Source organism: Paenibacillus sp. NFR01 (assembly GCF_900111565.1).
Taxonomy (GTDB): Bacteria; Bacillota; Bacilli; order Paenibacillales; family Paenibacillaceae; genus Paenibacillus_AQ.
In genome coordinates this window covers 1,812,639-1,824,940 of the sequence record NZ_FOIK01000001.1, presented here as the reverse complement: position 1 = coordinate 1,824,940, position 12,302 = coordinate 1,812,639, and the positions used below count along the sequence as shown (strand labels likewise).

Annotated in this window: 12 protein-coding genes; 7 read left to right on the top strand and 5 right to left on the bottom strand. The window is 56.2% G+C overall.

Going from position 1 to position 12,302, the window contains the following annotated elements; translation table 11 throughout:
- Nucleotides 1-12: 12 nt before the first annotated feature.
- Entirely contained in the window at nt 13-1,308 is a 1,296-nt protein-coding gene (gene asnS, locus BMW84_RS08405) for an asparagine--tRNA ligase (protein ID WP_091066578.1), read from the top strand.
- Nucleotides 1,309-1,325: 17 nt separating this feature from the next.
- The gene (locus tag BMW84_RS08400) at nt 1,326-2,069 is read left to right on the top strand and encodes a DnaD domain protein (protein WP_091066575.1); all 744 of its coding nucleotides are present in this window, start codon (nt 1,326-1,328) and stop codon (nt 2,067-2,069) included.
- Nucleotides 2,070-2,178: 109 nt separating this feature from the next.
- On the opposite strand, the gene proC is transcribed toward BMW84_RS08400, so the two are convergent.
- Genes proC through proB form a run of 3 tightly spaced genes read right to left on the bottom strand, consistent with a single transcriptional unit; the run spans nt 2,179 to nt 5,469 of the window.
- Nucleotides 2,179-3,051, bottom strand: coding sequence for a pyrroline-5-carboxylate reductase (proC, locus tag BMW84_RS08395; protein WP_091066574.1), 873 nt, complete (start codon nt 3,049-3,051; stop codon nt 2,179-2,181).
- Nucleotides 3,052-3,078: 27 nt separating this feature from the next.
- Nucleotides 3,079-4,326, bottom strand: coding sequence for a glutamate-5-semialdehyde dehydrogenase (locus BMW84_RS08390; RefSeq protein WP_091066571.1), 1,248 nt, complete (start codon nt 4,324-4,326; stop codon nt 3,079-3,081).
- Between the two features lie 39 nt (nt 4,327-4,365).
- On the bottom strand, nt 4,366-5,469 hold the full coding sequence (proB, locus tag BMW84_RS08385) for a glutamate 5-kinase (RefSeq protein WP_091066569.1): 1,104 nt from the start codon (nt 5,467-5,469) through the stop codon (nt 4,366-4,368).
- A 471-nt stretch (nt 5,470-5,940) separates the two neighbouring features.
- On the opposite strand from proB, the gene BMW84_RS08380 reads away from it, so the two are divergent.
- Entirely contained in the window at nt 5,941-6,138 is a 198-nt protein-coding gene (locus BMW84_RS08380; protein ID WP_091066567.1) for a hypothetical protein, read from the top strand.
- Between the two features lie 83 nt (nt 6,139-6,221).
- Here the strand turns inward: BMW84_RS08380 and BMW84_RS08375 are convergent, their stop codons facing one another.
- Nucleotides 6,222-7,142, bottom strand: coding sequence for a LysR family transcriptional regulator (locus tag BMW84_RS08375; protein WP_091066563.1), 921 nt, complete (start codon nt 7,140-7,142; stop codon nt 6,222-6,224).
- A 182-nt stretch (nt 7,143-7,324) separates the two neighbouring features.
- Between BMW84_RS08375 and BMW84_RS08370 the strand changes: the two genes are divergently transcribed.
- Entirely contained in the window at nt 7,325-7,744 is a 420-nt protein-coding gene (locus BMW84_RS08370) for a hypothetical protein (RefSeq protein WP_091066560.1), read from the top strand.
- Between the two features lie 229 nt (nt 7,745-7,973).
- Here BMW84_RS08370 and BMW84_RS08365 read toward each other — a convergent pair whose 3' ends face one another.
- Nucleotides 7,974-8,204, bottom strand: a complete 231-nt coding sequence (locus BMW84_RS08365; protein ID WP_091068187.1) for a YuzF family protein — start codon at nt 8,202-8,204, stop codon at nt 7,974-7,976.
- A gap of 250 nt (nt 8,205-8,454) precedes the next feature.
- Here BMW84_RS08365 and leuC point away from each other — a divergent pair, with 250 nt between their 5' ends.
- From leuC to BMW84_RS08350, 3 genes are all read left to right on the top strand, one after another.
- Nucleotides 8,455-9,879, top strand: coding sequence for a 3-isopropylmalate dehydratase large subunit (leuC, locus tag BMW84_RS08360; RefSeq protein ID WP_091066557.1), 1,425 nt, complete (start codon nt 8,455-8,457; stop codon nt 9,877-9,879).
- Nucleotides 9,880-9,917: 38 nt separating this feature from the next.
- Nucleotides 9,918-10,520, top strand: a complete 603-nt coding sequence (gene leuD, locus BMW84_RS08355) for a 3-isopropylmalate dehydratase small subunit (protein ID WP_091066556.1) — start codon at nt 9,918-9,920, stop codon at nt 10,518-10,520.
- A 170-nt stretch (nt 10,521-10,690) separates the two neighbouring features.
- Nucleotides 10,691-12,235 (top strand): N-acetylmuramoyl-L-alanine amidase family protein, encoded by a 1,545-nt coding sequence (locus BMW84_RS08350; RefSeq protein WP_091066553.1) that lies wholly within the window; start codon nt 10,691-10,693, stop codon nt 12,233-12,235.
- The last annotated feature ends 67 nt before the right edge of the window (nt 12,236-12,302 follow it).

Below are 12,302 nucleotides of genomic sequence, written 5' to 3'. Positions count from 1 at the left end.
AGAGACGTGGCCATGTCTAACAAGAGTGTAATCAGAAACGTAAAAGAGCATGTCGGGGAGAGCGTAGTTATCGGCTGCTGGGTGAACAACAAGCGCTCCAGCGGCAAAATTCAGTTCCTTCAGCTCCGCGACGGTACAGGCTATATCCAGGGCGTAGTGGTGAAATCGGAAGTTCCCGAGGAGGTATGGGATGCCGCCAAAAGCCTGACGCAGGAAAGCTCCCTGTACGTAACCGGCATTATCCGGGAAGAACCGCGCAGCCAGTCGGGATTCGAGATGACGGTAACCGGAATCGAAGTGCTTCATCTTACCGAAAATTATCCGATCACTCCGAAAGAGCATGGCGTCGATTTCCTCATGGACCATCGTCATTTGTGGCTGCGCGCTTCCAAGCAGCGGGCCGTGCTGGTGATCCGGGCGGAGATTATCCGCGCCATCCAGCAGTTCTTCAACGAAAGCGGATTTACGAAAGTCGATCCGCCGATCCTGACGCCGACTTCGGCGGAAGGTACGACCAACCTGTTCCATACGAAATATTTCGACGAAGACGCATATTTGACGCAAAGCGGCCAGCTGTATATGGAAGCTGCTGCCATGGCGCTCGGCCGGGTGTATTCTTTTGGCCCGACCTTCCGGGCAGAGAAGTCCAAAACCCGCCGCCACTTGATCGAGTTCTGGATGATCGAGCCAGAAATGGCGTTTACGGATCATGAGGAAAGCTTGAAAGTACAGGAGCAGTTCATCAGCTTTGTGGTGCAATCGGTCGTGAAAAACTGCCGCGCCGAGCTGGAAACGGTCGGCCGCGACATCTCCAAGCTGGAGAACATTCAGGCACCGTTCCCGCGCATCACGTACGATGACGCGATCAAGTTCCTGAACGAGCAAGGCCATGAGATCGCCTGGGGCGACGACTTCGGCGCGCCGCATGAAACGGCTATCGCCGAAGCATACGACAAGCCCGTATTCATCACACATTACCCGGCATCCTTCAAGGCGTTCTATATGAAACCGGACCCTAATCGTCCGGAAGTGGTGCTCTGCGCAGACATGATCGCACCTGAGGGTTACGGGGAGATCATCGGCGGCTCGCAACGGATCGACGATCCGGAGCTGTTGGCTGAACGTTTCAAAGAACATAATCTTTCGATGGAGACTTACCAGTGGTACATGGATCTCCGCACGTATGGCACCGTGCCGCATTCCGGCTTCGGTCTCGGACTTGAACGTACGGTAGCCTGGATCTGCGGTCTGGACCATGTGCGCGAGACGATTCCGTTCCCGCGCACGCTGTACCGTCTCTATCCGTAAGGGAAAGAGGTGAGGGTATGGACGGCAAAGCATGGGGCATCTGGGGCGAAGGCGTGGCTTTCGGTCTGGAGAACGGAATGGCCGTCATTCCCTACGCGCTCATCAAGCATTACCGGAAGCTGAATCTGACCGGCAGCGAAGCGATGCTGCTGATTCATTTGCTCTCCTTCCGGCAGGTGGAAGGCATCGAGTTCCCATCGATGGAAGAATTGTCCGCCGTCACCGGCCGCAGTCTTCCTGCCATCGCCGGGGAGCTGCAAAAGCTGGTGAAGGAAGGATTTATCCGCATCGACGAGGACAACGACGAGCTTCGGGATATCCATTTCGAACGGTTTAACTTCTCCGGCCTCTACGCCAAGCTGGGCGCCTATCTGGCGGAAGCTGCGCAAGGAAGTCAACGCGGGGCGGCGCAAGGCGCCGCTGGCGGCGACCGGCGTTACGGCAGTGCCCCGGGAGCGGCTCCGGCTTCTGTAGGCCCCGGAGCGGAGAGCGCCAAGGAGAGCCGCAGCCTGTTCAGCATCTTCGAAAAGGAATTCGGACGGCCGCTGTCCCCGATGGAATGCGAAACGATCTCCGGCTGGGTTGATCAGGACCGGTATCCCGAGGAACTGATCTTGCTCGCCTTGAAGGAATCCGTGTTCGCCGGGAAGCTGCATTTCCGGTATATCGACCGCATCCTGCTGGAATGGGCCCGTAATCGGGTCAAAAATGCCGAGGATGTTAAGAACTATACGCAGCGCTTCCGTAATGGCGGAAGATAAACAGAGTCGGCGTCGCTGTCAGTTTGAGTTTGCAGCAACGTTATGGCTATAGAAAAGGACCTCCCCCACAATTGTGGCTGGGAGGTCCTTTTTTATTGGCAAACTTGATTTATTCTTTAGCCAGCTCGTCCGCGAGCGCCGCGCCCATTTCCCGGGAGCGCTCAGCGCAGCGGTGGACTGCGGCGATTACGGTCTCGAAGAAGTCGCCCTTCTCCAGCACTTCAATCGCTGCCTGCGTGGAGCCGTTCGGCGAAGTTACCTTTTTACGCAGGGCCGCCGGCTCTTCGCCGGTCTGCTGCACCATGCGGGCCGCTCCGAGCACGGTTTGGACGGTCAGCTCGGCGCTCTGCTTCGGATCCAGGCCGCCGCGGATCCCGCCGGCGATCATCGCCTCCATCATGTAATAGATGTAGGCCGGCCCGCTGCCGGAGATGCCCGTCAGCGTCTCCATGCGTTCCTCTTCGATGACGGCGGTCATGCCGACGGCTTCAAAGATATTCAGCGCCGTCCGGCGGCCCGTCTCATCGACCTCCTTGGAGAAGGCGATGCCGGTGGCGCCGAGGCCGATGGAGCTGGAGGTGTTCGGCATCGTGCGAACCACCGGCTGCTTTTTACCCAGCAGCCCTTGCAGCGTCGAAATCGTCAGACCGGCGATGACGGATACGATCAGTTGATTGGGGGAGAGCATTGGTCCGAGCGCACGCAGCGCTTCGGCGGCATCTTTCGGCTTCATCGCCAGTACGATGACCGGCGCGCTGCGCAAATATTCGTTTTTCTGTTCGGGATCGTTGCTGCCCGTTACGCCGTACCGGCCGCGAAGCTCGGCAAGCCGTTCGCTGCCGCTGCGGTTCAGCATGATGATATTTCCGGAAGAGACAACGCTGCGGGCGATCATGCCGCGCACGATGGCTTCAGCCATGGAGCCTGCGCCGTAAAAAACAATCGGATGATTAAGAAGCGGAATGGAAGGCTGCTGACACATGAATGAGAATCCCCCTTGGACTGGATCTTAGCCCCGGATTTGTCCGGTGCCTCGGATGATATATTTGCTGGATGTCAGCGCAGGCAGTCCCATCGGACCGCGGGCATGCAGCTTTTGGGTACTGATGCCGATTTCGGCGCCGAACCCGAACTCGAAGCCGTCGGTAAAGCGGGTAGAAGCATTGTGGTACACGGCGGCGGCATCGACTTCCTGAAGGAAGCGTGCGGCATGTTCAACCGTTTCTGTAACGATGCATTCGGAATGCTTGGTGCCGAATTTGGCGATATGCGCCAGGGCTTCGTCCAGGCCGCCGACGATTTTGACGTTCAGGATATAGTCGTTATATTCGGTGGCATAATCCTTCTCCGTTGCTGGCAGCGCCCATGGGATCAGGGCGACGGTCTCTGCGCAGCCCCGTAGCTCGACATTGGCTAAGCGGAAAGCTTCGGCCAGCGCTTGCAAATGCAATGCCGCGTACCCGCGATGGACGAGGAGCGTCTCCATCGAGTTGCAGACGGACGGACGCTGAACCTTGGCGTTCAGACTGATGTTCTGCGCCATTTCCGGATCAGCCGTAGCGTCCAGATAAGTATGGCATATGCCCGCACCCGTTTCAATGACGGGCACGGTGGCGTTCATGACGACATTCTGGATCAAGGAAGCGCCGCCGCGCGGGATAATGACGTCCAGCAGTCCGTTCAGCTTCAGCATTTCATCGACCGAGGAGCGGTTCGGATCTTCGATCAATTGCAAGGCATTCGCCGGAATCGCCGTACGCGCCAGCGCGCTGTGCAGCACTTCGACAATTTTGCGGTTCGAGGACAGGGCGGAGGAGCCGCCGCGGAGCACCACCGCGTTTCCGGTTTTCAGGCAGAGTCCTGCGGCATCGACCGTAACGTTCGGACGCGCTTCGTAAATGATGCCGATGACGCCGAGCGGTACGCGGACCTTGTCGATCGACAAACCGTTCGGCCGCTCAAACGATTCCAGGCTGTCGCCGACCGGATCGGGTAGAACGGCGATTTGCCGCAGCCCTTCCGCAATGCCGTCGATTCGCGCCGGGTTCAGCGCCAGCCGGTCGAGCAGCGACTCCGGCGTGCCGCCGAGCCGTCCGCGCTCCAGATCCTCGGCATTGGCAGCGATGATGGCATCCGCTTCGGCGCGGAGCGCATCCGCCATAACCAGAAGCGCCTCGTTTTTTTGGCCTGTCGTCAGATTGGCCAGAATCCCCGTCGTTTCTTTGGCCGCCTTTGTTTTGTTCACTACTTCGCTCATGCCTGTTCCTCCTCTAAAGTAATGTTCCCGATATCATGTTCAGCGCAGCGTAATCCATTCGTCGCGGTGGATGACCTCCAGCCGGTGTACCTCGCCGAGCTTCGGCACAATCTCCCGGCTGGGCAAGCCTTGGATGGCCCGGAGCTGGGCATCGTCATAGTTGACGATGCCTCTGCCGAGCAGCCGGGCATCGGGGCCGAGCACTTCCACGACGTCGCCGGAGTGGAAGCTGCCTTCGATCCGCTTGACGCCGACCGGCAGCAGGCTATGGCCCCCGTGCAGCAGGGCCTCCACCGCGCCGTCGTCCACGTAAAGCGAGCCGAGCGGCGTCGACATAAAGCCGAGCCACTGCTTCTTGACCGGCAGCGAGGAGAGGGTGGTGGCAAAGTAGGTGCCTTTGCCGCCGCCTCCGGCCGCGAGCTGCAGGTCGCCGGGTTCGGTAGCCCGGCCGACGAAGACGGGCACACCGCCGCGGGTGGCGATTTTGGCGGCGTCGATCTTCGAGCGCATGCCGCCCGTGCCGACGCTGGAGCCTGCGCCGCCGGCGATGGCGTAAATCTCCGGCGTAATCTCCGCTACATGCTGGTAGCGGACCGCATCCGGAGATTTGCGGGGATCGGCGCTGTACAGGCCGTCCATATCGGTCAGGACGAGCAGATGCGACGCCTTGACCAGATTGGCGACCAGCGCCGACAAGGTATCGTTGTCGCCGAATTTCAATTCGTCGACCGAAACGGTGTCGTTTTCGTTAAAGACCGGAATGGCGCCTTGGCGCAGCAGTTCTTCGACGGTCATTACGGCGTTGTTCATCGCCCGGCGGCTGCAAAAGTCCGTCCGGGTGAGCAGGATTTGCGCTGTGGCGATGCCGTGGCGCGCGAAAGCTTCCTGGTAGGCGCGCATCAGCAGCACTTGACCGACGGCCGCGGCCGCCTGCTTCTCGTGCAGCAGCTTAGGCCGCGCGGCGTAGCCGATGCCGCGGAAACCTGCGGCGACGGCGCCGGAGGTGACCAGCAGCACCTCGCTGCCGCCTTGCCGCAATGCAGCAATTTCTGCGGCGAAAAAAGCCACAGCCTCCAGATTAAGTCCGCCTTCGGGGCCGGTCAGCGAGCTGCTGCCGATTTTGACCACGATGCGAGTTGTCATTAGCTTCACTTCCCTCAAAAGTTAAATCGAAACAGGCTGAAAATGCAAAAAAGCTCCCATCCTTAGACAGAGCAAAGGACGAAAGCTGATTAACTTCCGCGGTACCACCTTCATTGATGAGGGTTCATCCGACTTCATTCTCGTAACGGGAGCTTCCGTCCTGCATCGGCAGGCCGCTCGGGGGTAGGATTCAGAAATGACAACCGCGGTAAATTCTCTCAGCCTGCCGGAATTTACTCTCTGCTCACGGATAGAGGCATATTCTTACTGGTCCCGTCTGCACGTTTCGCTATTTGACAACTAGAATACCATGGAGCGATCGGCTTTGCAAAGGAGGAGCCCGCTATTTTTTTTATGGAATTTTTTTGTGGAATTTGTTTTGGTTTTTTTCGTCCGAAATTTCATCCATCCTGTTTATCCCGCTGGCGAACGGGTAATAACGGTTAATCTGTTGCCAGGAGGTGCTTACACTTGGGTAAAAAGGGTAATGTCCAGCAGGAACAGAATCAGAATGTCCAAGCGGCCGCCGAGTTCCAGAACAACGCGATCCGCGACTTTGTCGAAGAGAAAGCCGGAGTTTTCAGAACCAAGGGAACCGTGGACGAGAGTACGGCCCGTTTGCCGGACGACCAGAACCGTATGATCACCCAGCATAATTTGCGGAAATAAAATATACGATAGATGCTGGCAAAGCCCGTTCGTATCCCTGTAGGGAGCGGACGGGCTTTTTCACATTTACTTATGGCGGCTGATCAGCGCGCTTCCCCGGCGGAGAGGGCGGCGATCGTCGTTTTGAATGTTTCGATAAACGCGTTGGCCGCCTTCGACAGATAACGCCCGCGGCGGTAAGCGATGACAAGCGTCCGGCTGGGCACCGGCTCGGCCAGCGGCAAATACACCGGTACGAATTCGCTCCGCGGCGCCCGGGCGATAAAATGCGGCGTAAGCGTCACGCCCATCCCTGTGGCCACCAGCGACTGCACCGTCTCCATATTGTTGCTCTCAAAAACGATACGCGGCACAAACCCCGCTTCCCGGCATAAATCCATCGTCATTTTGCGGAAGCCCTGTCCCTCTTTCAGGACGATGAACGGCTCATCCTTCAGTTCCGCCAGGGAAGTGCGGATACCGGTGCCGAAACGCGCCGCCAGGGGATGCTCCGGCGGTACCGCCAGGTCGATCCGCTCATCGCCGAGTACTTCGTAGCTCAAATTCGGAATTTCCAGCGGCAGCGACAGCAGGCTGAGATCGGTCTGGCCGCTGGCGGTCAGCTTTTCCAGATTCATCGATGAATCTTCCAGTAACGTGATTTCAACGTCCGCATAATTCTTCTTGAACGCCGGCAGGACATGCGGCAGCAGATGCGCTCCTGTAATCGGCATACTGCCGACGACTACCCTGCCCGTGCGGAGCTGGGAGATGTCGGCCATCTCCTGGCGCAGCATTTCTACCGCGCTCATAATGACGCCCGCCTGTTCGATGAACTTTTGCCCGGCATAGGTCAGCTCGACCGAACTTGTATTCCGCTGAAACAACATTACCCCAAGCTCCTGCTCCAGCTTCGAGAGCTGCTGGCTGAGCGACGGCTGGGCGATATGCAGCTTGTCCGCCGCGCGGGAAAAGTTTCGTTCTGCGGCAATCTGCAGCGCATATTGCAGTTGTCTGAGTTCCATAACCATCCTCCAACAATTGGTGTTCTTATAATTATAACCTATCAGGAAGAGAAGTTGCATAGGAGAAGGCGCAATCAACAGGGAGCCGAAAATGGTGATATTTTATATCGAACAGCCATCCATACCGAATGGTTCGGAAGTTCATAGAATAGAGCAGGAAGATGAAGGGAGAGGATTTGGACATGGCATTGCCTATTCTGAGTTATGATGCGCGAGTAGTCAGCCCGGTGACGAACGGCCTCGATTTGCCGGTACCCAATAACGGCGGAGGGATGGAGATTGCAACGGCCGCGTTATACCTCGACCCTGCCGATCCCGCTTCCCGCAACAACCGCGTCGAACTGGAGGGCACCATCGGCATCCGGCTGGAAGGCCCGGGCAATATCCGGCTGCTGGTGCGAATCTGGCGTGCGGGTACAGAAATCTATTACAGCCTGGTTACCAATCTGCTGGACAATTATGTCCTGCTGAATGTCTCTTTTGCCGAATCCGCCCCGCCCGGGCTGCAAAACTACCAGCTGATTATCGAAAATCAAACCCCGGACACCACGGCTTTTGTAGCCGGTCCCGTGGTATTTACGGCAATTGCCATCGGCAAATAAGCCAGGGCAAGCGCGTCCGGCCATGTCTGAATGCGGAGAAAGAGAAGGTGAATCATATGCCTTTTGCAATCGATTCAGGTATTATCGTCAATTCTTGAATTCGCCCTAGGCCGCACGGCTGGATGCCGGAGATTTTAACAGCTTTATCTTTGATGTAGCCTGATCGGTTGGAAGGATAAACCGCCACTTTCTGTGGCGGTTTATTTGTGCAAAAGCTCATACTTAAAACTTATTCAGGCATGATCCACACAATTTCACTAATGCGAACAAAGAATTTTGCGCCTCTGGTATCCAATACAACATGGTCCGGCTTAACATCCGCCACACAGCCGCTAATCCCGCCACGAGTGGTTTCAATCAATACACGCTTACCCTTTACGGACATCAAGGTCTCAACGACATAGGGATCAATAGGATAGACCATAACAGCTTGCGGCATTTGTTGCTGGATTGGATACATATGATTGTTCAGCACATTGTTTCCTCCTAAATGGGAATACATCATCCTATGCGGATGCCTAGCCGTTGTTCTGGGCGGGTAGATGATTTTATCAGGCTCAATAGCTCGTCTCACTGATAGGTACAAACTATAAACGCTATAGAAATCATATCTTGGAATTATAACGTGACGGGTGATATATTTAGATCATTCAAGAGAGACTCCACGCTCTCGGCCAGGAACGATTCTATTTTTATTATGAGGTGAAACCATGGGCAACAAGACAATGTTTGAGAAGATTTGGGAAAATCATGTGATCCACAGCGAAGAAGGCAAACCGAGCATCATTTACATCGACCTCCACCTTGTACATGAAGTGACGTCGCCGCAAGCCTTCGAAGGCCTTCGTCTCAGCGGCCGCAAAGTGCGCCGTCCGGAACTGACCTTTGCCACGATGGACCACAACGTACCGACGAAAGACCGCTTCAACATCAAGGACCCGATCTCCAAGCAGCAAATCGACACGCTGTCCAAGAACTGCGCCGATTTCGGCGTAAGGCTGTTTGACCTGAACGATATCGACCAGGGCGTCGTACACGTTATGGGACCTGAAATCGGATTGACGCATCCGGGAAAAACGATTGTCTGCGGCGACAGCCACACGTCCACGCACGGCGCTTTCGGCGCTTTGGCATTCGGGATCGGAACAAGCGAAGTGGAGCATGTGCTCGCGACCCAGTGTCTTCAGCAGTCCAAAGCCAAAACGATGGAAGTCCGTTTTACCGGCAAACGCAATCCGGGCGTAACGGCCAAAGACATGATCCTCGGCGTCATCGCCAAATACGGCACCGACTTCGCTACAGGATATGTTATTGAATATACCGGCGAAGCAATCCGCGAGCTGTCGATGGAAGAGCGCATGACCGTGTGCAATATGTCCATCGAGGGCGGAGCCAGAGCCGGCCTGATCGCTCCGGACGAAACGACGTTCAATTACCTGCGCGGACGCCAATACGTACCGCAAGGCGCAGCGTTTGACGCTGCCGTTGAATCGTGGAAAGCGCTGGTCAGCGACGAAGGCGCTGAGTACGACACTGTAGTGGAGTTCGACGTCGAAACGCTCATCCCGCAAGTGACCTGGGGCACCAGCCCGGGCATGGGTACCGACATCTCCGCGTCCGTGCCGAATCCGGCTGATTTTACAACCGAAAATGAACGCAAAGCCGCCGAAAAGGCGATCGAGTATATGGGACTCGTTCCGGGCACGCCAATGTCCGAGATCGGCATCGATTACGTATTTATCGGCTCCTGCACGAACGGCCGGATCGAAGATCTGCGCGCCGCCGCCCAGGTTGCCAAAGGCCACAAGGTTTCCGACAAAGTAACGGCAATCGTTGTGCCGGGCTCCGGACGCGTGAAGCTGCAGGCTGAAAAAGAAGGCCTGGACAAAGTCTTCACCGAAGCGGGCTTCGAATGGCGCGATGCGGGCTGCAGCATGTGCCTGGCCATGAACCCTGACGTTCTGCAACCGGGACAACGCTGCGCTTCGACATCGAACCGTAACTTTGAAGGCCGTCAAGGACGGGGCGGACGCACGCATCTCGTTTCTCCGGCAATGGCTGCCGCAGCGGCCATCAAAGGCAGATTCACCGATGTGCGCGACTGGAACTACAAAACCGAAGCCGTAAATTCCTAATACTATAATCGAGCGTTTAAGAGCGGGAGGATAAATCAATGGAAGCTTTCAAAAAAATAACCGGCATCGTCGCACCGGTGGACCGGGTCAATGTCGATACGGATGCCATCATTCCTAAGCAGTTTCTGAAACGGATCGAACGGACCGGTTTCGGGCAATTCCTGTTCTACGAATGGCGTTTTGATGAAGCGGGCAACGACAATCCGGCTTTTGAAATGAACAAGCCGCGTTATCAGGGCGCTTCAGTGCTCATTTCCCGGGCCAACTTCGGCTGCGGCTCCTCGCGTGAGCATGCGCCTTGGGCAATTATGGATTACGGCTTCAAGGTCGTTATTGCTCCATCTTTTGCCGATATTTTCTATAACAACTGCTTCAAGAACGGCATCCTGCCGATCAAGCTGTCGGAAGAGCAGGTGGACGATCTGTTCAACCGCACGGCTGCACAAGAGGGCTATGAACTGACCGTCGATCTGGAAAATAATACACTCAGCGACGGCAACGGGCTGCAGATCAAGTTCCAGCTTGACGAGCACCGCAGACAGTTCCTGCTGCTCGGCCTTGATGATATCGGTTTGACGCTGCAGCATGACGATGAAATTGCCGCTTATGAAGAGCGTCACGCCGCCAAGTTGTTCGGCTAAAGCAAACCTTTCATATTTTACACAAAACTTCTATTTCCGCCTGTCGGAAATAGAAGTTTTTTTGCTATAATCGAGATAATCGCAAAGGGAAAAGGCAACTTTTGGTGTTTTCTGTCGTCTATCATTTATCTATGCTTTTTTCTATCATTTGCCAAAGAGGAGAGGAAAGGATGAGAAGTGCCGGAATACGGGTGTTACTGCTGTTGTTGCTGCCGCTGTTATTGCTGACCTTCACCGGCCATGAGGCCGCTGCCGCCGGGAACGGCACCGGCCGCATTGTAATGGACAACCAGGAGCTGGCTTTGCCTCAGGGCGTCAGTCTCGAAAACGTGAATGGAAGCGTTATGATTCCGATCCGGGTGGTTGTCGAGAATTTGGGTTTTAAAGTGTCCTGGGAACAGACGACGCGCAAAGTCACCGTCCAGCAGGACAACAAGAGCGTCCAGCTTGCGGTCGGCAGCATGACTGCCCAGGCGGACGGTGTCGCACTGACGTTAAATGCCGCACCTAAGCAGACGGGCGGAACCGTGCTTGTTCCGATCCGGTTTGTGAGCGAGCAATTCGGACTTAAAGTCGGCTGGGACAACAGCGATAAGACGGTTTATCTTACCGGCGGTCTGCCAACGCCGACGCCTCTTCCTTCTCCGGCCTCCTCTCCGCAGCCAACCCCAACGCCGTCAAATGCGGCGGGAGAAGGCGAAGGCAGCCTGTCCGGCAGCGCGACGAGCACCCCTTCGGCTTCACCGGGAACGGTTCAGAGGCCAGAAATTAAAGGTGCTGTCTTCAGCGGAAACCAGTTGATTATTGCAGCAAGCAGCGGTGCTAAGCCGGTTGTTAGCCGAATGAGCTCGCCTGATCGCATCGTGATCGATTTTGTCGGTGCGGCATTTGCGGCTGATTTCGGAAATACCGCGCAGGGAACCGGAAGCCTCCAAACCTCCGGACCTTCAATCATTCCGCAAGGAAAGCTTGATGTCACCGGCTATCCGCTGGTGAGCGAAATACGCTATGCCTTGTTCAGCAACAGTCCCTCCACGGTGCGTTTTGTCATCCAGACGGTCGGCAACCAGCCGTACACGCTCAGCACGGATGACAGCACGGGATTAATCACCGTCGATTTGAATGCAGTACAGGGCGGCATACCAGCAACCGGAGGCTTGAACGGCAAACCGGTCGTTGTCATCGATGCGGGACACGGCGGATCGCAGCCGGGCGCAATCAGCCTGACGGGTAAGCAAGAAAAGGATCTTAACCTGGCCGTAGCCTTGAAAGTCGGGGCGATTCTACAGCAGGAGCAGCAGGTAAATGTGGTCTTCACCCGCACGACCGACATTACGCTCGGTCTTCAGGATCGCGTGAATATTGCCCAAGCGGCCCAGGCCAATGTATTTGTCTCGATCCATGCCAATTCGCTGGCCGAAAATGCGGCGAACCGCAGCAAAATCAACGGCAGCGAGACGTATTACACGCGCAGCGACAGTCTGCCGCTGGCACAGATCATGCATAAGCATCTGGTCGCCGGAACGGGCTTTAAAGATAACGGTGTGCGGAGCCAGAGCCTGCATGTCACCCGGGAGACGACGATGCCGGCGGTACTCCTTGAATTGGGCTATTTAACGAATGCCGCCAATGAAGCGGCGCTGTATACCGATGCCTTCCAGAACAAGCTGGCGCAGGAAATCGCGGCCGGAATTAAGGAGTTTCTTGGCCTTTAATGGAATAAAATCGCAACTTTTAAGGAATTCAGGCGTCTAAACAATGTCGCAGGCTGTCCAAGGCCCT

Bases quoted from the DNA above. Each gene is read 5' to 3' on its own strand.
- asnS (WP_091066578.1), top strand. From the start codon at position 13: ATGTCTAACAAGAGTGTAATCAGAAACGTAAAAGAGCATGTCGGGGAG.
- BMW84_RS08400 (WP_091066575.1), top strand. From the start codon at position 1,326: ATGGACGGCAAAGCATGGGGCATCTGGGGCGAAGGCGTGGCTTTCGGT.
- proC (WP_091066574.1), bottom strand. From the start codon at position 3,051: ATGTGTCAGCAGCCTTCCATTCCGCTTCTTAATCATCCGATTGTTTTT.
- BMW84_RS08390 (WP_091066571.1), bottom strand. From the start codon at position 4,326: ATGAGCGAAGTAGTGAACAAAACAAAGGCGGCCAAAGAAACGACGGGG.
- proB (WP_091066569.1), bottom strand. From the start codon at position 5,469: ATGACAACTCGCATCGTGGTCAAAATCGGCAGCAGCTCGCTGACCGGC.
- BMW84_RS08375 (WP_091066563.1), bottom strand. From the start codon at position 7,142: ATGGAACTCAGACAACTGCAATATGCGCTGCAGATTGCCGCAGAACGA.
- BMW84_RS08370 (WP_091066560.1), top strand. From the start codon at position 7,325: ATGGCATTGCCTATTCTGAGTTATGATGCGCGAGTAGTCAGCCCGGTG.
- BMW84_RS08365 (WP_091068187.1), bottom strand. From the start codon at position 8,204: ATGTATCCAATCCAGCAACAAATGCCGCAAGCTGTTATGGTCTATCCT.
- leuC (WP_091066557.1), top strand. From the start codon at position 8,455: ATGGGCAACAAGACAATGTTTGAGAAGATTTGGGAAAATCATGTGATC.
- leuD (WP_091066556.1), top strand. From the start codon at position 9,918: ATGGAAGCTTTCAAAAAAATAACCGGCATCGTCGCACCGGTGGACCGG.
- BMW84_RS08350 (WP_091066553.1), top strand. From the start codon at position 10,691: ATGAGAAGTGCCGGAATACGGGTGTTACTGCTGTTGTTGCTGCCGCTG.